Annotated in this window: 19 protein-coding genes; 17 read left to right on the plus strand and 2 right to left on the minus strand. The window is 62.0% G+C overall.

Annotated features, from left to right (window positions below):
- Window positions 1-39: 39 nt before the first annotated feature.
- From typA to NQ519_RS01975, 3 genes are all read left to right on the plus strand, one after another.
- A complete protein-coding gene (typA, locus tag NQ519_RS01965) occupies window positions 40-1,842 on the plus strand; it encodes a translational GTPase TypA (protein WP_019149745.1) in 1,803 nt (600 codons plus the stop codon).
- Window positions 1,843-1,854: 12 nt separating this feature from the next.
- Window positions 1,855-2,169, plus strand: coding sequence for a hypothetical protein (locus NQ519_RS01970; RefSeq protein WP_019149744.1), 315 nt, complete (start codon window positions 1,855-1,857; stop codon window positions 2,167-2,169).
- A gap of 87 nt (window positions 2,170-2,256) precedes the next feature.
- Entirely contained in the window at window positions 2,257-2,883 is a 627-nt protein-coding gene (locus NQ519_RS01975) for a DUF4377 domain-containing protein (protein ID WP_019149743.1), read from the plus strand.
- Window positions 2,884-2,955: 72 nt separating this feature from the next.
- On the opposite strand, the gene NQ519_RS01980 is transcribed toward NQ519_RS01975, so the two are convergent.
- On the minus strand, window positions 2,956-3,321 hold the full coding sequence (locus NQ519_RS01980) for a YbaN family protein (protein ID WP_019149742.1): 366 nt from the start codon (window positions 3,319-3,321) through the stop codon (window positions 2,956-2,958).
- Between the two features lie 151 nt (window positions 3,322-3,472).
- Between NQ519_RS01980 and rpiB the strand changes: the two genes are divergently transcribed.
- Complete coding sequence (rpiB, locus tag NQ519_RS01985; RefSeq protein WP_019149741.1) at window positions 3,473-3,916, plus strand: ribose 5-phosphate isomerase B; 444 nt, start codon at window positions 3,473-3,475, stop codon at window positions 3,914-3,916.
- 7 nt (window positions 3,917-3,923) lie between these two features.
- On the opposite strand, the gene ispE is transcribed toward rpiB, so the two are convergent.
- Window positions 3,924-4,736, minus strand: a complete 813-nt coding sequence (ispE, locus tag NQ519_RS01990; RefSeq protein WP_019149740.1) for a 4-(cytidine 5'-diphospho)-2-C-methyl-D-erythritol kinase — start codon at window positions 4,734-4,736, stop codon at window positions 3,924-3,926.
- Window positions 4,737-4,769: 33 nt separating this feature from the next.
- Here ispE and NQ519_RS01995 point away from each other — a divergent pair, with 33 nt between their 5' ends.
- The 13 genes from NQ519_RS01995 (at window position 4,770) to NQ519_RS02055 (ending at window position 21,105) form a co-directional block, all read left to right on the plus strand.
- Window positions 4,770-5,735: a GSCFA domain-containing protein gene (locus tag NQ519_RS01995; protein ID WP_019149739.1), complete on the plus strand. Its 966-nt coding sequence runs from the start codon at window positions 4,770-4,772 to the stop codon at window positions 5,733-5,735.
- Window positions 5,736-5,760: 25 nt separating this feature from the next.
- Window positions 5,761-7,326 carry an alkaline phosphatase family protein gene (locus NQ519_RS02000; protein WP_019149738.1) on the plus strand — a complete coding sequence of 522 codons (1,566 nt, stop codon included), beginning with the start codon at window positions 5,761-5,763 and terminating at the stop codon, window positions 7,324-7,326.
- A 22-nt stretch (window positions 7,327-7,348) separates the two neighbouring features.
- Window positions 7,349-7,765, plus strand: a complete 417-nt coding sequence (locus NQ519_RS02005) for a SufE family protein (protein WP_019149737.1) — start codon at window positions 7,349-7,351, stop codon at window positions 7,763-7,765.
- 6 nt (window positions 7,766-7,771) lie between these two features.
- Window positions 7,772-8,092 carry an iron-sulfur cluster assembly protein gene (locus tag NQ519_RS02010; protein WP_019149736.1) on the plus strand — a complete coding sequence of 107 codons (321 nt, stop codon included), beginning with the start codon at window positions 7,772-7,774 and terminating at the stop codon, window positions 8,090-8,092.
- A 2-nt stretch (window positions 8,093-8,094) separates the two neighbouring features.
- Complete coding sequence (locus tag NQ519_RS02015; protein ID WP_019149735.1) at window positions 8,095-9,051, plus strand: DUF2851 family protein; 957 nt, start codon at window positions 8,095-8,097, stop codon at window positions 9,049-9,051.
- Window positions 9,052-9,158: 107 nt separating this feature from the next.
- A complete protein-coding gene (locus NQ519_RS02020; protein WP_019149734.1) occupies window positions 9,159-10,625 on the plus strand; it encodes an MBOAT family O-acyltransferase in 1,467 nt (488 codons plus the stop codon).
- Between the two features lie 7 nt (window positions 10,626-10,632).
- Window positions 10,633-11,574, plus strand: coding sequence for a hypothetical protein (locus NQ519_RS02025; RefSeq protein ID WP_019149733.1), 942 nt, complete (start codon window positions 10,633-10,635; stop codon window positions 11,572-11,574).
- A gap of 104 nt (window positions 11,575-11,678) precedes the next feature.
- Complete coding sequence (secA, locus tag NQ519_RS02030) at window positions 11,679-14,972, plus strand: preprotein translocase subunit SecA (RefSeq protein ID WP_019149732.1); 3,294 nt, start codon at window positions 11,679-11,681, stop codon at window positions 14,970-14,972.
- Between the two features lie 101 nt (window positions 14,973-15,073).
- The gene (locus NQ519_RS02035) at window positions 15,074-15,511 is read left to right on the plus strand and encodes a deoxycytidylate deaminase (protein WP_019149731.1); all 438 of its coding nucleotides are present in this window, start codon (window positions 15,074-15,076) and stop codon (window positions 15,509-15,511) included.
- An 8-nt stretch (window positions 15,512-15,519) separates the two neighbouring features.
- On the plus strand, window positions 15,520-15,945 hold the full coding sequence (locus tag NQ519_RS02040) for a hypothetical protein (protein WP_019149730.1): 426 nt from the start codon (window positions 15,520-15,522) through the stop codon (window positions 15,943-15,945).
- A 107-nt stretch (window positions 15,946-16,052) separates the two neighbouring features.
- A complete protein-coding gene (locus tag NQ519_RS02045) occupies window positions 16,053-16,787 on the plus strand; it encodes an SDR family NAD(P)-dependent oxidoreductase (protein ID WP_019149729.1) in 735 nt (244 codons plus the stop codon).
- 30 nt (window positions 16,788-16,817) lie between these two features.
- Window positions 16,818-18,350, plus strand: a complete 1,533-nt coding sequence (locus tag NQ519_RS02050; protein WP_019149728.1) for a histidine kinase — start codon at window positions 16,818-16,820, stop codon at window positions 18,348-18,350.
- A gap of 127 nt (window positions 18,351-18,477) precedes the next feature.
- Complete coding sequence (locus tag NQ519_RS02055; RefSeq protein WP_227901049.1) at window positions 18,478-21,105, plus strand: zinc-dependent metalloprotease; 2,628 nt, start codon at window positions 18,478-18,480, stop codon at window positions 21,103-21,105.
- The last annotated feature ends 131 nt before the right edge of the window (window positions 21,106-21,236 follow it).

Below are 21,236 nucleotides of genomic sequence, written 5' to 3' on the forward strand. Positions count from 1 at the left end.
CCGAGAATTTGTTACCTTTGCACCACAAAATAAATTTCTATGCAAAAACTGCGCAATATTGCGATTATTGCCCACGTCGATCACGGCAAAACCACACTCGTGGACAAGATGATTCTGGCAGGACACATCCTGCGGGACAACGCCAAGCCGGCCGGCGAACTCATACTGGACAACAACGACCTGGAACGCGAACGCGGCATCACGATCCTCTCGAAGAACGTTTCGGTCATCTACAAGGACTATAAGATCAACATCATCGACACCCCGGGCCACGCCGACTTCGGCGGCGAGGTCGAGCGCGTGCTGAACATGTGCGACGGCGTGCTGCTGCTGGTCGATGCTTTCGAGGGCACGATGCCCCAGACGCGCTTCGTGCTGCAAAAGGCCCTCGCGCTGGGCAAGAAGCCCATCGTCGTGATCAACAAGGTGGACAAGCCCAACTGCCGCCCCGAGGTGGTCAACGAACAGGTCTTCGACCTGATGTTCTCGCTCGACGCCACCGAGGAGCAGCTCGACTACAAGACCATCTACGGCTCGGCCAAGCAGGGCTGGATGTCGCACAAGTGGAACGAACCGACCGACTCGATCGTGCCGCTGCTGGACGCCATCATCGACGAGATTCCCGAACCGGCCATCGTCGAGGGCACGCCGCAGATGCTCGTCACCTCGCTCGAATACTCCTCCTACACGGGGCGTATCGCCGTGGGCAAGGTCACGCGCGGATCGCTCAAATCGGGCCAGATGGTCACCCTCGCCAAGCGCGACGGCGTGACGATGCAAAAGACCCGGATCAAGGAGCTGATGGTCTTCGAGGGCCTCGGCAAGAAGAAGGTCGAGGAGGTCCCCTGCGGAGAGATCTGCGCCATCATGGGCATCGAGGGATTCGAGATCGGCGACACGGTCTGCGACTACGAGAATCCCGAACCGCTGCCCCCCATCGCCATCGACGAACCCACGATGTCGATGCTCTTCACGATCAACAACTCGCCCTTCTTCGGCAAGGACGGCAAATACGTCACCTCGCGTCACATCAAGGAGCGCCTCGACCGCGAACTGGAGAAGAATCTCGCCCTGCGCGTGACCCCGGGCCCCTCGGCCGACTCGTTCAACGTCTTCGGCCGCGGCGTGCTGCACCTCTCGGTGCTGATCGAGACCATGCGCCGCGAAGGCTACGAATTGCAGGTGGGCCAGCCCCACGTCATCGTCAAGGAGATCGGCGGCAAGAAATGCGAGCCGATCGAGGAGATGACCGTCGATTGCCCCGAGGAATATTCGGGCACGGTGATCGACCTCGCCACGCGCCGCAAAGGCACGCTGACCAACATGTCCTCGGACGGCGAACGCACGCGCCTGGAATTCGACATCCCCTCGCGCGGCATCATCGGCCTGCGCTCGAACATGCTGACCGCCACGGCCGGCGAAGCCATCATGACCCACCGTCTGAAAGGATTCGAACCGTGGGTCGGCGAGATCGAAATGCGCACCAACGGCTCGATCATCTCGGGCGAGACCGGCACGGCCTACGCCTATTCGATCGACAAATTGCAGGACCGCGGCCGCTTCTTCATCAACCCGATGGATCAGGTCTACGAAGGACAGGTCATCGGCGAGCACACGCGCCAGAACGACATCACGGTCAACGTCACCAAGTCCAAGCAGCTCACCAACATGCGCGCTTCGGGTTCCGACGAAAAGACCTCGATCGCCCCGCCGAAGGTCTTCACGTTGGAGGAGGCCCTCGAATACATCCAGGGCGACGAATACGTCGAGGTCACGCCCCACGCCATGCGTCTGCGGAAGATCCTGCTGAACGAAAACGACCGCAAACGCGCGGCGAAATAACTCTTCGGGACGATGGACCGTTTCACCCTTTCGTTGGTCGTGGGCGCCGCCGCCGGGGCGCTGGTGGCGATCCCGATGATCGCCCAGAAAGCGACGTTCCGCCACTGCTTCGCGGCGTTCTGCGTCTATCTGTTCGCCGCCGTCATCACGTTTTACAGCGACCTGCCCTACCTGCCCTGGTGGGCCGACGGCATGGGTGTCGCGCTGATGGTCGCCATCCCCGCGGCGATCGTGGGTTCGGGCAAGGAGAGCCGCCCGGTACCGACGCTGCTCAACGCCGTGCTGGTCGGATTTCTGATAAGCGTCGCGGAACGCTATCTGGCATGACAAAAAAACGGACTTCGGTCCGTTTTTTTTGCATAATCCGTGCAGTATCGGGGCATCTGCTCCGTTTTACGGGAAACATCTGCTCCTATGAAAAAACTTCGCTTCCTGCTGCTCCTGCTGCCGCTCGCGCTCGGCAGCTGCGACGACGACGAATCGCGCGTCGAAATCTGGACCGTGGCTTCCGAAAAGGGCGTCGCCGGCATCTTCATGCGCTTCGGCCACGTCCCCGCCTACATCGTCAAGAAAGGCCCGAACGCCGGGTGGGAAATATCCACGGCACACATCGAGGGCTTCACGTTCGAAAAAGGGTATCAGACCGAGATGCTCGTCCGCATCGACCCCATCCCCGATCCCCCGGCCGACGGCCCCGGATACCGCTACACGATGGAAAAGCCGATCTCGCGCACGCCGATGCAGTCGGATGTCGATCCGCTGCAATTCAGTCCGGAGTTCGAGGTCACCATCGCCTCCCGGCGCGCCGACGACCGGATGGCGGCCTATTGGTTCAAGGACATGCGCTACACCGACCCGCAGTGGGAGCCGTTCCCGTGGGAGATCGAGGGCTTCGATTTCGAACCGGGCTTCGAGGCCCGTATCCGGATACAGCCCGTCGCCGAATACGACGACGCGAAGGGCGACTACGAGGTGAAATACCGCCTGACGAAGCTGATTTCGAGCGAGGAAAAGGTTTCCGAAGGAATACCGGATAAATGAACCGGGGATTGCGCAGACCCGGACCGGAAACGAACCGTCCCCCCCCTAAAACCGGCTTTTTAAGCCGGGAAATCACTTGCGCAGCGTTGCGAACGAGAGGATGTGCCACGTGACGCCGACGGCCACGGCCAGCAGAGCCAGCTGCGCCCACCGCCGCCCGTCCAGTATTCCGAAGATGCAGTAAAGCATCGCCGCCCACATCAGGACGATGGAAAAGATTTTGGCACGCAGGGGTATGGCGCGGTTTTCGCGGAAGTTGCGGATGTATTCGCCGAAACAGCGGTGCGACAGGAGCCACGCATAGAGCCGCGGCGACGAGCGGACCCAAAGGGCCGCCGCCAGCAGCAGAAACGGCGTGGTGGGCAGCAACGGCAGGAAGATGCCGACGATGCCCAGCGCGAAAGCGATGCAGCCCAGTATGGCGAACAGGATTTTCACGGTGCAAAAATAGCATAAATCCGGAACCGGAAATGCCGTGTAACGCCAAATTTATATATATTTGCAGAATATAGGATGCGTCTCGGCAATGCGGCATTGCGCTCGACTTTCACTATATTTGTACGATAGAACACAAACAAACCGATATAGGATGAAAAAAATAGGTATCGCCAGCGACCACGCCGGCTACGAAATGAAAGAATTTCTGGTAGGTTATCTCGACGCTATGGGCTACGACGTGCTCGACTTCGGTCCGCACTCGCCCGAAAGCGTCGATTACCCGGATTTCGCACACCCGCTGGCCGAGGCCATCGAGAAGGGCGAAGTGGAACGCGGCGTCGCGCTCTGCGGCTCGGGCGAAGGGATGACCATGACGCTCAACAAGCACCAGGGCATCCGTGCAGGTCTTTGCTGGGACCCCGAGGTCGCCTCGCTGATCCGCCGCCACAACGATGCCAATGTCATCGTCTTCCCGGCGCGCTTCATCACCAACGACGAGGCCGTCAAGATGCTCGACGCCTACTTCGCCGCCGGGTTCGAAGGCGGACGCCACGAGGCGCGCATCGCCAAAATGCCCGTCGGCGGCTGCAAATAAGCGGGATTCACAACTCGAAAACGAAGGGCGAGAGGGCTTTCAGCCGCTCGCCTTTTCCGTGCCCGGCGAAGAGTCCGAAGACCGCCGAGCCGCTGCCCGACATCGAGGCGTACACAGCCCCGGCCTCCAGCAGACGCTCCTTGGCCGCACGGATGGCCGGACGCGCGGCGAGGATATGCCGCTCGAAATCGTTGGTCACCGAGCCCTGCCACTCCGCGACGGGACGCCGCAAACGCTCCGCCAGCGGGATTTCCGGCACCCGGGGCCGCACTCCGGCATAGGCTTCGCGGGTCGAGACCCCCTCGTCGGGTTTGACGATCACGAGCGTCATCCCGCTCAGGTCCAGCGGATAAGGCTCCATCACCTCGCCCCGCCCCGTACACAGCTGCGGGGTGTTGCGGACGAAAAAGGCCGTGTCGCTGCCCAGCTCGGCGGCGCACGCGATCAGCTCCGCTTCGGACAGCCCGAGCGCAAACAACTCGTTGACAGCCAGCAGCACCGCCGTACCGTCCGACGAACCGCCGCCCAGCCCCGCGCCGAACGGCACGCGCTTGTCGAGCCGGAGCGCGACCCCGTCCACGCCGTAACGCCGCTGCATCAGCCGGAAAGCCTTCACGCAGATGTTCTCCTCCGGGACGCAGTCCACGGCCAGCCCTTCGGCCCGGAAGGCGACGCCGGGCGTATCGGTACGCACCGCCTCCACCTCGTCGTAAAGACCCGCAACGGGGAACATCACGGTCTCCAGATCGTGGAATCCGTCCGCGCGGCGGCGCAGGATGTCGAGGCCCAGATTTATTTTGCAGTTTGCTTTCAGAATCATGGAACAAAGGTAAGAATTTTCTATTTTTGCCGTATGAAATTCCGCACCGAAATCGAACCATCGCCCTCCGGCGTGCAGATCGGCTACGAAAACCGCGTGCTGACGCTCGGGTCGTGCTTCGCCGCACACATCGCCGGAAAGCTCGCCGAAGCCAAATTCCGCGTCACGGCGAATCCCTCGGGCATCCTCTTCAACCCGCTGTCGATCGCCGCGGCGATTCGCAGTTACGCCGATCCCGCGCCCGTCGGATGGGAGGAGCTGGGATTCGACGGCGAGGTGTGGTACCATTTCGGATTCCACGGCGACCTCTCAGCCCCGACGGCCGAAGAGGCTCTCGCACGGATGAACGCCGCACGGCAGGCCGGGGCCGAAGCGCTCCGCACGGCCGACCGCGTGCTCCTCACCTTCGGCACCGCATGGGTCTACGAGCACGGCGGCGAGATCGTCGCCAACTGCCACCGAAGGCCCGCCGCGGAGTTTTCCAGACGGAGGCTTTCGGTCGAAGAGATTGCGGAAACATTCGCGGAACTGCTCGAAGGGCCGCTCGCCGGAAAGCAGATCATTCTGACGGTCAGCCCGGTCCGCCACGTCGGGGACACCCTGCCCGGCAACGCCGTGAGCAAGGCCGTGCTGCGGCTGGCCGCGGAGGAGCTGAGGCAAAGGTTCGGGTGCGTCGAATATTTCCCCGCCTACGAGATCGTCACCGACGACCTGCGCGACTACCGCTTCTATGCCGACGACCTCGTGCACCCCGCCCCGCAGGCCGTCGCGTACATCTGGGAGAAATTCGCCGGGACGGTCCTCACCGACCGCGCCCGGAAGCTCCTCCCGGAGGTCGAAGCCGTCGTCGCAGCGGCGGCCCACCGCCCCCGCAACCCGCAGGGCGAGGCGCACCGCGCCTTCTGTCGCCGCCAGCTGGAACGCATCGCCGCACTTCCGGAGGTCGATTTTCAGTCGGAAGCGGCCGGTTTCCGCCGATGTATCGAAATAAATTCGTAAATTTGCGGTCAATTCCATTACGCAGATGACAAAAAGACTCTTCCTGTATGCCATAGCCGCTGCGGCGGCACTCCAGAGCGCTGCGGCGCAGCCCCGGCTGATCGTCCAGATCGTCGTCGGCTCGATGCGCGGCGAAGACCTCGACCGCTACGCCGCCAATTTCGGCGAAGGGGGCTTCCGCAGGCTCACCGAGGGCGGCACGGTCTACACCGACAGCCGCTACGACTACCTGCAAACCACCACGCCCGTATCGCTGGCCACACTCACCACGGGGGCCATGCCCTCGACCCACGGCGTGATCGGCTCGCGCTGGGTGGACTACACCACCAACCGGATCGTCGGACTCACCGTCGGACGCCAGGGTCCCGGAGCCTACAACCTGATCGCCCCGACGCTCTCGGAAACGCTCCTGCGGCACGCTCCCGGCAGCCGCTCGGTGACCGTAGCCGCCGAAGCCGTGTCGGCCGTGGTGATGGCCGGACGCGCCGGGGAGGTCTTCTGGCTCGACTCGGCGCGCTGCGACTGGGTGACCTCGCCCTACTATGCGCCCGCGGTTCCCGAGTGGATCGACCGCAGCAACCGCGAGCGTTACAACCTCTCGTACATCTCGACCGAGTGGCGCACACTGCTCGAACGCGGCCGCTACCTCAACACGCGCAACCACGACATCGCGCTGGCGGGCAAGAACCGGAAAGAACAGGACCTGAACGGCTCGGGACGCCTGAAGCTGACCGGCGATTTCGAACGCCTGCTCTACACCCCGGCGGGCAACACCGCCGTGCTGGGGCTGGCCAAGCAGGCCATCGCGCAATACAAACTCGGGGACGACAAAGTGCCCGACCTGCTGAACATCTGCCTCGACGTACCGCGCCGCATCAGCGAAGCCTACGGTCCCGAGTCGGTCGAGGTCGAGGACATGTACTACCGGCTGGACCGCGACCTGGCGGATTTCCTGACCTTCGTATTCGCGCAGGTCAAGGACGGCAACGTCATGGTGGTGCTCACCTCCGACCACGGCACGAGCCCCTCCTACGACGCAGGTCCGGAGGAGGCCGACCGCTTCAACCCGCGGCAGTTCGAGGTGATCGTCAACGGATTCCTCAACGTCCGCTACGGCGTGGGCGACTGGGTGGTGGAGTACAGCGACCGGAGCGTGTGGCTCAACCACAACCTCATCTACGAACGGGGGCTGAACCTCGCCGAGGTGCAGAACGAAGTGGCCATCTTCGCCATGCAGTTCCGGGGCATCTCCCACGCGCTGGCCGCCACGGCCATGCGCACGAGCTATTTCGGCAGCGGATACGCCCGGCGGATGCAGAACAGCTTCTACCCCCGGCGTTCGGGCGACGTGATCCTGAACCTGATGCCCGGATGGATCGAAGAGCAGGAGCGCTGCTGGTCGATGTCCGGCTCGATGTACGGCTACGACACCGAAGTGCCGCTGGTCTTCTACGGCAAAGGCGCCGGCATGCAGCGGGTGAACCGCCGCGTGGACATGACCGCCGTGGCCCCGACGCTGGCGCGGCTGGCGGGCATCCGCGAACCGGCGGCCTCGGAAGGCGAAGTGCTGGAGGAGATCGTGGATTTGTAAGAACTTTCAATCAACACGCATCATGGACAAGATACAGGACGAAATCATCGAGGAATTTTCCGTCTTCGACGACTGGCTGGACAAATACGACTACCTGATCGGTCTGAGCGAGACGCTCCCCCCGATCGACCCCGAGCACCGCACCGGGCAGTACCTCATCGAAGGGTGCCAGTCGCGGGTCTGGGTCGACGCAAGGCTCGAAGACGGGAAGGTTTTCTACGCGGCGGACAGCGACGCCATAATAACCAAGGGCATTATCGCGTTATTGATCCGCGTGCTGAACGGCCGCACGCCGCAGGAGATTCTCGACACGGAGCTCTATTTCATCGACGCCATCGGACTTTCGGCCAACCTCTCGCCCACGCGGGCCAACGGGCTGGTGTCGATGGTCAAGCAGATGCGGCTGTACGCACTGGCATACGCAAGCAAAAACAAGTAGCAGGCAATGACACCCGAAGAGATTCTGCAGGTGGAAAAAGACATAGTCGCCACCCTCAAGAACATATACGACCCCGAAATCCCGGTCAACATCTACGACCTGGGACTGATCTACGAGATCGACTACACGCCCGACGGCGCGGCCACGATACGCATGACCCTCACCGCCCCGAACTGTCCGATGGCCGACATGCTGGTCGAGGACGTGAACATCCAGGTCGGGAAGGTCAAGGGGGTGAAATCGGTGAACGTGATCCTCACGTTCGATCCCGTGTGGGACAAGAGCATGATGTCCGAAGAGGCATTGTTGGAACTCAACATGTTCTGAACATGGCGGACACGGCGGCACATACGGTGGAGCGGCTGCGGGCCGGAGCCGAAGCGTACGCCTGCGGCGGGTATCTCGGCGGCCTCGGAGCACTCCAGCGCACCGAGCTCTGCACGGCGCTGATCTTCGACCGTCTGAGCCGCAAGATGCGCATGGTCGAGGCGCTCCGCAACGAAGCCGCCGACAACTGGAACCAGACCTTCTACCTGCTCTACTTCCGCACGCTGGGCGACCGCCGCAACCAGGAGGCTTATCTCGAACTGGCGCGGCGCGTGCCCTACAAGACCGTGCTGCGCGAGCGGCTGGCCCCGCACGCCGTCGAAGCGATGCTGTTCGGCGCCTCGGGGCTGCTGGAACTCTACCGCAACGACGCCTACACGCTCGATCTGAAACGCAGTTTCGAATACCTCGCGGCCAAATACGGGATCGAGGCGATGGAGGCTTCGGCATGGGCGCTGACGGAGGTGCGTCCGGCCAACCATCCGGTGCTGCGGCTGGCGCAGGCGGCGGAGTTCTTCACGCAGGACGAGTTCGTGATGGAGCGCGCCATGACCTGCCGCACGGAAGAGGAGGTCCGGAAGCTGTTCTGCATCGAGGCGTCGCCCTACTGGCGCACGCACCACGTCCCCGGCGCCGAGGGCGGCGAACATCCCAAGCGCATCGGTGCCTTCAAGGCCAACATCATCGGGATCAACCTGGTCGCCGTGCTGCAATTCGCCTACGGCAGCTACACGGGCAACGAACGGCTGCGCGACAGCGCCATGACGCTTCTGGAGCGTCTCCCGGCCGAGGACAACCGCTACATGCGCGAATGGCAGTCGGCGGGTGTCCGTCCGCGCAACGCCTTCGAGTCGCAGGCCCTGTTGCAGCTCGCCACCGAATACTGCGCCGGAAAACGCTGCGCGGAGTGCCCCGTCGGACGACGGATCGTGCGGCAGACAACCGCTGCGGACGACTGAACGGCTGACATTTTGGCTTTTCCGGAAAATTGGTTACTTTTGTGCAACGTCACGCCCCGGCGGCAGACCCCCACTCCGGCAATCTGCCGTAAATCGTGTTTAGACCCATGCTTTTCAATTCGTTCGAATTCGCGCTGTTCCTCCCGGTCGTCTTCCTGCTCTACTGGTTCGTGTTCAACCGCAGCCTGCGGGCGCAGAACCTCTTCGTCGTAGGGGCCAGCTACCTCTTCTACGGATGGTGGGACTGGCGGTTTCTCCTGCTGATCGCCTTCACGTCGCTGTGCAGCTACGCCAGCGGACTGCTTATCGGCCGCTTCCGGAAACGGAGGGGGGGGGAAAGATGGAGCCGGGCCGTCAACGCGGGAAACATCCTGCTGAACCTCACGATCCTCGGCGTCTTCAAGTATTACGACTTCTTCGCGGCATCGTTCGCCGAACTGTTCGGCATCGCCGACTACGACAGTCTCCTGCTGCGGATCATCCTGCCGGTCGGCATCTCGTTCTATACGTTCCAGGCCCTGAGCTACTCGATCGACGTTTACCGCGAAAAGCTCGCCCCGACACGCGACATCGTCGCTTTCTTCGCCTTCATCTCCTTCTTCCCGCAGCTGGTGGCCGGCCCCATCGAACGGGCCACGAACCTGCTGCCGCAGTTCCTGAGGCCGCGGACGTTCGACACGGCGCAGGCCGTGGACGGACTGCGGCAGGCATTGTGGGGATTCTTCAAAAAGATCGTCGTGGCGGACAACTGCGCCATCCTCGCCAACGGCATCTTCGACAACTACGAAAACCTTTCGGGAGGAGCCCTCGTCATCGGCGCCGTGGCCTTCTCGTTCCAGATCTACGGCGATTTCTCGGGCTACTCGGACATCGCCATCGGCATCTCGCGGCTGTTCGGGTTCAGCCTCATGCGCAATTTCAACTACCCCTATTTCTCGCGCGACATCGCCGAATTCTGGCGCCGCTGGCACATCTCGCTCACCACGTGGTTCCGCGACTACATCTACATCCCGCTGGGCGGCAGCCGGGGTTCGAAATGGATGGTGTTCCGCAACACGCTGGTCATCTTCCTCGTCAGCGGGTTCTGGCACGGCGCGAACTGGACATTCATCGCCTGGGGCGCCTACCACGCGCTGCTGTTCCTGCCGCTGATCCTCTCGGGGCGCAACCGCCGGTACACCGGGGAGATCGCCGCGGGACGCACCCTGCCGACGGCACGGGAGGCCCTGCAAATCGCATCGACCTTCGCGCTGGCGGCCGTGGGATGGATCATCTTCCGCGCCGAAACCATCGGCGACGCCTGGCGCTACGTGCGGAGAATCTTCTCGCCGGCGATACTCGACCGCGTGGCGCTCGGCGGCAGCTACGAGTCGCCCGGCATCCATGCCGCCGTCGGGGTGGCGATCCTGCTGGCGGTCGAATGGAGCCAGCGGACCCGCCAGCACGGACTCCAACTGACCGGACGGGCGCACATCAACCGCCGAAGCGTGCGCTACGCCATCTACTACCTGCTGATTCTGGGCATCTACGTCATGCACGCCCAGCAGCAGACGTTCATCTATTTCCAATTCTGATCCTGCCATGAACCGATTCCTGCGACGCATCTTCTGGTTCGTACTGCCCGTGGCCGCCGCGGCCGCCGGCGCGGAATGGGGGCTGCGCAGCATCCCCCACCAGCTCGGGTACAAGGCCGCCTACATGGAACGGCACGCCCCGGAGATCGAAGTGCTCTCGCTGGGGCTCTCGCACGCCTTCTACGGACTCGATTTCCACGCCTCGAAGTTCCGGGGATTCAACCTCGCCTATCACGGACAGCCGCTCGACCGCGATCTGGAACTGTGGGAAAAATACGCCGACCGGCTCACGTCGCTGCGCGCCGTGGTGATTTCGCTCTCGTGCTGGAGCACCCACCACCGGCTGCGCAAGGAGGGCGAACAATGGCGTGTGCCCTTCTACACGATCAACTACGACCTGCCGGTACCGTGGTACGCCTTCAAGGAGCGTTACATCATCGCCTACCCTTCGCCGGCGTTCCGCTACCTGAAACACGCCCTTTCGCCCGGGGACATCCGCGCCGAGGGCAACACCCCGCAGGACGAATTCGGCTCCTACATGGCCCTGCGCGACAACCGGCGCCCCGACTGGGACCGGCGCACGGCCGAAGGCGCCGCCCGGGGACATTCGGATTTCGACCCCGAAGACGTGGCCCACAACCGCGAAGTGCTGCGGCGCATCGCCGCCGACTGTGCGGCCCGCGGCGTCCGGGTGGTTCTCTACACCCCGCCGACATGGCCGACCTATCACGAACACCTCTCGGAGGAGATCGTGGCCCTCACGCGGCAGATCGGAACGTCGCTGGCCCGGGAGTTTCCCAACGTGCGCTATGCGGACCTGCTGAAAGACAAGCGGTTCACGGCCGACGACTTCTTCGACGCCTCGCACCTCAACTACGACCGCGGAGGTCCGAAACTCGTCCGCATCCTCGACGACGAAATAGCCGAAGACCCCTTGCCGGCAAAATAATTCGCAGAAAACCCACTCCGGGCACGCCGTCCGGATGGATTTCAAAAAATTATTACTATTTTTGTAGGATTTAGAATCCGTAACTCCGAAACAACAACAACTTTATGGATATTCTTGCAAGCATAATCAAAGCCCTTTTCGGTTCGAAAGCCGACAAGGACCGCAAACAGATCGAACCCTATCTCGAAAAGATCAAGGCCGTCTACCCCTCGGTCGAGGCGCTCTCGAACGACGAACTGCGCGCCCGCAGCGAGGCCCTGAAAAAACAGATCGCCGACTTCATCGCCGCGGACGAAGCCCGCATCGTCGAACTGAAAGCCGCGCTTGAAAAACCCGAAACGCAGCTCGAAGAGAAGGAGAAGATCTCGAAGGAGATCGACGAGACCACCAAGTGCATCGACGAGAAGATCGAAGAGGTGCTCGACAAGATTCTTCCCGAGGCGTTCGCCATCATGAAAGACACGGCGCGCCGCTTCGCCCAGAACGATACGGTCGTGGTGACGGCCAACGATTTCGACCGCGACCTCGCCGCGACGAAGGATTTCGTCACCATCGAGGGCGACAAGGCCGTCTACGCCACCCACTGGCTCGCCGGAGGCAACGACATGAAGTGGGACATGATCCACTACGACGTGCAGCTGTTCGGCGGCGTGGTGCTCCACCAGGGCAAGATCGCCGAGATGGCGACAGGCGAAGGCAAGACCCTCGTGGCGACGCTCCCCGTATTCCTCAACGCGCTGGCCCGCAAGGGCGTGCACATGGTGACGGTGAACAACTACCTCGCCAAGCGTGACTCCGAGTGGATGGGCCCGATGTACCAGTTCCACGGTCTTTCGGTGGCCTGCATCGACGACACGCAGCCCAACTCCGACGAACGCCGCGCAGCCTACATGGCCGACATCACCTTCGGAACCAACAACGAATACGGCTTCGACTACCTGCGCGACAACATGGCCTCGTCGCCCAAGGACCTCGTGCAGCGCAAACACCACTTCGCCATCGTCGATGAGGTTGACTCGGTGCTGATCGACGACGCCCGGACGCCGCTCATCATCTCGGGTCCCGTGCCCAAGGGCGACGACCAGCTCTTCGAGCAGTACCGCCCGGCGATCGAGCACCTCTACAACCTGCAAAAGAACCTCGTGACGACCCTGCTGGCCGAGGCGCGCCAGCTCATCACGGAAGGCAAGACCGAGGAGGGCGGCGTGAAGCTCTACCGCGTCCACAAGGGTCTGCCGAAATACAAGCCGCTGATCAAATACCTCTCGGAGCAGGGCGTGAAGGCGCTGATGCAGAAGACCGAGAACACCTACATGCAGGACAACAACCGCCGCATGCCCGAAATCACCGACGACCTGTTCTTCGTCATCGACGAGAAACTCAACTCGGTGGAACTCACGGACAAGGGTCACGAAGTGCTGTCGAAATACTTCAACGAGGACGGCTTCTTCGTGATGCCCGACATCGGCGCAGAGATCGCCGAACTGGAAAAGGCCGGGCTGACGCCCGAGGAGAAGGCGCAGAAGCGCGACGAGGTGATCAACGACTACTCGATCAAGTCGGAGCGCGTGCACACGGTGATCCAGCTGCTGAAAGCCTTCGCCATGTTCGAAAAGGACATCGAATACGTGGTGATGGACAACAAGGTGAAGATCGTCGATGAGCAGACGGGCCGCATCCTCGAAGGCCGCCGCTACTCGGACGGACTCCATCAGGCCATCGAGGCCAAGGAGCACGTGAAGGTCGAGGCCGCGACGCAGACCTTCGCCACCATCACGCTGCAAAACTACTTCCGCATGTATCACAAGCTGGCCGGTATGACCGGTACGGCCGAAACGGAGGCTTCGGAGTTCTGGAGCATCTACAAACTGGACGTCGTGGTGATCCCGACCAACCGCAAGGTGATCCGCGACGACCGTCAGGATCTCATCTACAAGACCAAGCGCGAGAAATACAACGCCGTGATCGAAGAGATCGTCAAACTCGTCGAGGAGGGCCGTCCGGTGCTGGTCGGCACCACGTCGGTCGAGATCTCGGAGCTGCTGAGCCGCATGCTCAAACTCCGCGGCATCAAACACAACGTGCTGAACGCCAAGCAGCACGCACTGGAGGCGCAGGTCGTGGCCGAGGCCGGACGCTCGGGGCAGGTGACCATCGCCACCAACATGGCGGGCCGCGGTACCGACATCAAGCTGACGCCCGAGGTGAAGGAGGCCGGAGGTCTGGCCATCATCGGCACGGAGCGGCACGAAAGCCGCCGCGTCGATCGCCAGCTGCGCGGCCGCGCCGGCCGTCAGGGCGACCCCGGATCGTCGCAGTTCTTCGTGTCGCTCGAAGACGACCTGATGCGTCTGTTCGGATCGGGCCGCATCGCCACGATGATGGACCGCATGGGTCTGAAAGAGGGCGAGGTGATCCAGGCCGGAATGATGACCCGCGCCATCGAACGCGCCCAGAAGAAGGTCGAGGAGAACAACTTCGGCATCCGCAAGCGCCTGCTGGAATACGACGACGTGATGAACTCGCAGCGCGAGGTGATCTACACCCGCCGCCGCCACGCACTCTACGGCGAACGCATCGAAATCGACCTGAACAACATCATGTACGACTACGCCGACAACTTCGTGGAGGAGAACCGCGGCATCGACCTCGAAGATTTCCGCATGGAGCTGATCCGCGAGGTGGCCGTAGAGCCCCGGATCGACGAGGCGACCTACAAGGACGCCAAACCTGCGGAGCTGGTCGAAGCAATCGTCACGGCGCTCAAGGAGGCGTACGCCCGCCGGGCGAAAGCCGTGGCCGACACGGTGCGGCCGGTGATGGAGCGCATCTACGAGGACCGGAAAGACCAGCTGGATTCGAACATCTACTTCCCGCTGACGGACGGTCATCTGGGCTACAACGTGCCGGTAAACCTGCAAAAATGCAAGGACACGGACGGTGCGGAAATCTATAAGGTATTCTCGAAAGTGGTGATGTTCACCACCATCGACGACGCCTGGCGCGAACACCTGCGCGAGATGGACGACCTGCGCCAGAGCGTGCAGAACGCCACCTACGAACAGAAGGACCCGCTGCTGATCTACAAGTTCGAATCGTTCGGGCTGTTCTCGAAGATGATCGTCAAGGTCAACCGCGACGTGCTGGCCGTTCTCAACAAAGCCTACATCCCCGTCCGCGACCAGAACGCCGAGGCGGTGCAGCGCCAACAGCAGGAGCGGGCCAAAGTCGATGTCAACAAACTGCAAGCCTCGCGCATGCAGGCCGCGGCGCACGCCGGACAGGAGGAGCGTCAGAAGCCGATGCCGATGCACGTCGAGAAAAAGGTCGGCCGCAACGATCCGTGTCCCTGCGGCTCGGGCAAGAAGTATAAGAACTGTCACGGAAAAGGGCAGTAACAAAGTAAGAGGTGAAAAGTGAAAGGTGAAAAGTGCCCGCCAATTTTCGAGGTTCACTTCCAACCTTTCACCTTTAACTTTTAACCTTTCACCCTAATAAAATGGCTTATCAGGAGGAGAAACAGCGCCAGCTGGACCTGCGCTACCTGCGCATGGCGAGCATCTGGGCCGAAAATTCATACTGCGTGCGCCGCAAGGTCGGGGCGCTGATCGTCAAAGACAAGATGATCATCTCCGACGGTTACAACGGCACCCCTTCGGGCTTCGAGAACATCTGCGAAGACGAAGACGGACACACGAAATCCTATGTGCTCCACGCCGAGGCCAACGCCATCACGAAGGTCGCCAAGTCGGCCAACAACTGCGACGGATCGACGCTCTACATCACCGCCGCGCCCTGCATCGAGTGCTCGAAGCTGATCATTCAGGCGGGCATCAAGCGCGTGGTCTATGCCGAGGATTACCGCTCGGAAGAGGGGCTGAACCTGCTGCGCCGCGTCGGCATCGAGTGCGTGCAGTGCCGGCTGGACGAAAAATGAGGCACCCGATGAAAAAGGTCCTTCTCCTGCTCGCAGCCCTGACGTATGCCGAATTCGATTCGGCGCAGAACGTCGCGGCGGACACCGTGCCGGCGCTGCCGCCCTACGTCTACTGCGAGATCATGGCCGACCACCTGCCCACGTACCACGACAGCGGCGTGCTGTTCGATTTCGGACAGAAGGTCGGGGCCACGAAGTACAACTACCTGACGGACGCCGCAGGCAACAAACTGCTCTTCAGTTCGGGAATCGAGGCGCTCAACTACATGGTGTGCCGCGGATGGGAGTTCGTGCAAGCCTACGCCTCGGGCGACAACAACGGCCTCACCCACTACCTCCTGCGCATCGCACCGGCCCGGCTGACCGCGGAACAGCGAACAGCGCTGCTCGCCCCGCCGGAACGGGAGAAACCGAAGCCCAATAAGAAGCGATAACGCGAAAGAGAGCTCTCTCCGGAGCTCTTTTTCATTTGCCCGAAGATTTGTTTTTCCGGCATACCTTTCGTATATTGGCCGGGTGAAACCCTGAAAATCGAACCGCTATGAAACGCATCGTCATCGTAGGAGCCACGTCGGGCATCGGGCTCGAAACGGCACGGCTCTGCATCCGCCAGGGATGGCGGGTCGGAGCGGCGGGACGCCGCCGGGAGGCCCTCGACGCACTCCGGGCAGAGGCGCCCGAACAAGTCGAGGTCGAAGCGCTGGACATCAACCGCGACGACGCCCCGGAACATCTCGCACGGCTGATCGAACGGCTCGGCGGCATGGACATCTATCTCCACTCGTCGGGCATCGGCAGCCGCAACACCGAACTGCGCCCCGACATCGAGATCGCAACCCTGCGCACCAACGGCGAAGGCTTCGTGAGGATGGTGACGGCGGCTTTCGGCTATTTCCGCGCCCACGGAGGCGGACATCTGGCCGTCATCAGCTCGATCGCCGGGACCCGGGGACTCGGGTCGGCTCCCGCCTACTCGGCGACCAAGCGGATGCAGAACACCTACATAGACGCCCTGGCGCAGCTTTCGCGCATGGAGGGGTACGGCATCCGGTTCACGGACATCCGTCCGGGATTCGTGGCGACCCCGCTGCTGGACGGAGAGGGGCACTACCCGATGCTGATGCCGGTCGAAAAGGTCGCGGCGCGCATCATGCGCATTCTCCGCAGGCCGTGCCGCCGGGCGGTGATCGACCGCCGTTACGCGGCGATGGTCTTCTTCTGGCGGCTGATTCCCCAATGGCTTTGGGAGCGTCTGAAAGTGCGGGTGAAAGAATAAGACGAAAAAATTCATTACATTTGCCCCCGGATGGCACGGCAACGACACATACCCAAGGGGCGGCCGCTGATGGCGGGAACGGTTCTGCTGATCCTGCTCGTCGCGGTGGTGCTCGCCTCGGGACGCATCATCAACGGAATAGCCGTGCAGATGAGCGGGCGCATCGTCACGCAGATCAGCCAGTACCATTACCGGCTCCTGCAAGTCGAATTCGAACGCCCGGTGGAGGTGCTCACGACGGCGGCGCGCTTCACGCATTCGCATCCCGCACCGTCGGAGGCCGAAATGAGCGTGCTCACGGCGACGCTGATGGAGACCGACCCCAAGATCGGCTGCATCTGGTTCATGGAGCGCGGAGAAACGGTCGTCCGCACCTACCCGCGGCGCAGAACCCCCGGCGTCACGGCGGCCGGCGAAGAGCGCCGGCAGCTGGTCGCGGAGCTTCGGGACGATTCGGTCCGCAGCTGCGTGAGCCGCTCCGGAGAGACCCCGGTTTGGAGCCTCGTCTGCCGGGTCCGGGACGAGCGGGGCGGCGAACACTTCTGCGGCGTGGACCTTCCGCTCACGGACATCTACGCCTACATGACCGAGCAGGACCCCCACAGCCCCAGTTACGCCACGCTGTTCGACCCCGAAGGAATCATCGTCTACCATCCCGACCACCGGAGACTGGGCCGATCGGTGTCCGAAACCAGGGACAGCACGGCTTTCCGCGAAGTGCTCGTCTCCGGACGGAAGATCATCGCCTCGGTCGTCTCGGACTACCTGGAAATCGCCGAGGAGCGCATCTACTACCCCCTGCAACTCGGGAACAGCCGCTGGGTGGCCGGCATCGGCATCCCCCGGCTGGCCATCGAGCAGGAGATCGACGATTTCCATCTCTACACCATCCTCACGGCCGTCGTCTCGGTCCTGTTCTTCGCAACGCTGCTCGTCGTGGCGCAACGCCGCTGGCGGCGCGAATACGACCTGCGGCGCCTTTCGGAGCAGGAGTCGGCGCAGCTGCATCTGCAACAGGTGCTCGAACAGATCGACCCCCACTTCCTCTTCAACTCGCTCAATTCGCTCTACGCGCTGATCCGCTGCAACCCCGAACAGGCCCGGGAGTTCACGCTCACGCTGTCGAAGGTCTACCGCCACGTGCTCGAACGCCGCAAGCAGATACTCTCGACGCTCGCGGACGAGATCGACTTCACGTGGCAGTACTACTCGTTGCAGAAGATCCGCTTCGGCGACCGCATCGAACTCACCACGGCCATCGACCCCGCGCTGCGCAACTGGCGGATTCCGGCCATGAGCCTCCAGACGCTCGTCGAGAACGCCCTCAAACACAACCGCATCACGAGCTGCAATCCGCTGCACATCCGTATCCGCACCGAAGGCGAAAGCCTCCTGATCGAGAACAACTTCACCCCGCGCAGCGAAGGCAACGCCGAGTCGCTGGGCGTAGGGCTGGAACGCATCCGCTCGGTATACCGGTTCTACACCGAGGAAAACATCTCCATCGCCTCCGACAGCGGGACTTTCCGATGCCGGCTGCCGCTGCTGCCGCCGGAAAAGTGATCCGCCTGATTGCGGCATTCACTCCCCCAAACAGGGCATTCGCCCCCGAACGTTTTCATTTGAAGAATTTAGATTTTATTATTGCATCGTGCGGATCGAGTATCCGAAAAAAACCGAGCAATAATAAATGAACACACGACGATTCACCCTGATGGCAGCTGCCCTGGCGACACTCTTCCTGCTGGCGGCCGCTCCTGCGGAGGCCAAGAAAAAGCCGGGCCGCAAATCGAAGAAAACCGAAGCCGCCGCCCCGAAGGCCGACTCGCTCAAAAAAGACAAGAAGAAAGGCTACGACGAATTGCTGAAAGGCGCCGTGACCGACAAGGGTCTGTTCGATGTCCACCGCAAAGGCACGGATTTCCTGTTCGAGATCCCCGACTCGCTGATGGGCCGCGACATCCTGATCGTCAACAAAATATCGGGCGTGCCCTACGCCCTGAACGACAGCGGCATCAACAAGGGCATGGGCTACGGCGAAAAGATCGTCCGTTTCCGCAAGGACACCCTCTATAAAAAAGTTTGGGTCATGACCTACGACCCGCGCATCACCTCGCCCGAGGGCGACCGCATCACCCGTTCGGTGAAGGACAACTACCGCGAAACGGCCATCGAACAGTTCCCGATCGAAGCCTACAACTCCGACTCCACGACGGTCGTCATCAAGGTCAACAAGGTCTTCGACGGCAGTGAAAAGAGCTTCAACAACGTCTTCGGGGCGCTCCGCATCAGCGGCTCCCCGAAAAAGGAGCTCTCGAAAATCGAGTCCGTGAAGTCGTTCCCCGAAAACATCGTCGTCAAATCGACCCTCTCGGGCTCGCACTCCGGCGAGGGAGGTTCGATGTCCGTCACCGTGGACATCACCTCGAACCTCGTGCTGCTGGCCGAGGAGCCGATGGTGGCCCGCTTCTCCGACGAGCGCGTGGGCTATTTCGAGATCGGACACCTCTATTTCAACGACAAACAGCAGAAGGCCGAAGAGCGGGCGTTCATCAACCGCTGGCGGCTGGAACCCAAGCCCGAGGACGTGGAACGCTACAAGCGCGGCGAACTGGTGGAGCCCCGGAAGCCGATCGTGCTCTGGATCGACCCGGCGACGCCCCCCGTATGGGTGCCCTACATCAAGAAAGGCATCGTCGAGTGGCAGGAGGCTTTCGAAGCCGCGGGATTCAAGAACGCCATCGTCGCCAAAGAGGTCGATCCCGACGACGAGGAGTTCGACATCGACGACGTACGCTACTCGGTGGTGACCTATGCCGCCTCGGAAACGGCCAACGCCATGGGTCCCTCGGTGATCGACCCCCGCAGCGGCGAGATCATCGAAGCCGACATCATCTGGTGGCACAACGTCATGAGCATCCTTCAGGCATGGATTCGTCTGCAAACCGGCGCCGTAGACCCCCAGGCCCGCGGCAACGAACTCCCCACGGAGCTGATGGGCAACGCCGTGCGTTTCGTCTCGTCGCACGAGCTGGGACACAGCCTCGGACTGAAGCACAATTTCGGCGCCTCGTATTCGGTGCCGGTGGATTCGCTCCGTTCGAAAACCTACACGGCGTCGCACGGCACGGCCAGCTCGATCATGGACTACGCCCGTTTCAACTACGTGGCGCAGCCCGAGGACGGCATCACGCAGCTGACGCCCAAGATCGGAACCTATGACAAACACGCGATCAACTGGGGCTACCGCTGGCTCGGCGCCAAAGACCCCCACGAAGAGCTGCCGACGCTCAACGCCTGGCTGCGCGAACATGAGGACGATCCCGAATACTGGTACGGCGAACAACGGTTCCAGAACAACGAGGACCCCCGTTCGCAGTCGGAGGACCTGAGCGACGACGCCGTGGCGGCCAGCCTCTACGGGCTGAAGAACCTACAACGCATCGTTCCCCACATCACGGACTGGACGGCGGCGGAAGGCGAACTGCAATACGAAAGCGGCCGCTTCCTGATGGCGATCGTCTTTCAATGGATGGCCTATGCCGACCACGTGAAGACCAACGTCGGCGGTTTCTACCTCAACAACGTCGTGGCGGGGCATGACATCGACCGCTACGTCCCGGTTCCGGCCGACTACCAGCGCAAGAGCGTCAAATACCTGATCGACCAGGTGTTCACCATCCCCGAATGGCTGTTCAGCGCCAAAGCCTGGAACAAAGCCTACGCCCAGCGGCTGTCGCCCGTGGGGATGATGGAGTACTCGCCCTACAACCTCGCGCGCGAACTCCAATACAAAGCCTACTATGAACTGCTGGCCGACGAACGCATGGTGCGCATGTACGAAGTCGAGGCGCGGCAGGGACGCGGAGCGAAGACCTACACCCCCGAACAGATGATGGACGACATCACCCGCGCGGTCTTCATCCGCCCCGGAGGCCGGACCCTCTCGATCTGGGAGCGCATGAGCCAAAAGAACTACCTCGACGCGCTGATCGTCTCGTCGAACATCACGATGGTCAAGACCACCAAGCTGGGATCGACGCTCCACGACCACGACGGACGCGGATGCTGTTCGCTGATGCAGGAAGCCCCGGAGGTGCACCTCGAACCGCTGCCGAGGCCCGAGGACATGCAGTTCCGCACGGCCCGCAACTACGAACTGATGAAGCGCGTCAGCGAAACGACCTCGGCCAAGCGCGCCGAGATGCGCAGGCTGCTGACTCTTGTGCAGAACCGCACCGGAAGCGGCGACCAGGCGACCCGGAACCATTACCGGGACCTCGAACTGAGGCTGAAAGAAGCCTTGCGCATGTTATAAGCGAAACACCCGAGCTGCAAAGCCGTCTTCCATCCGGAAAGACGGCTTTGCGGCTCCTAAAGAGAACGCGAAACCGATTACGGATTAAAACATATTTCCGGAATATAGCTTCGGATTAACACAAAAAAAGA

The organism is Alistipes senegalensis JC50, from assembly GCF_025145645.1.
GTDB classification, from domain to species: Bacteria; Bacteroidota; Bacteroidia; order Bacteroidales; family Rikenellaceae; genus Alistipes; species Alistipes senegalensis.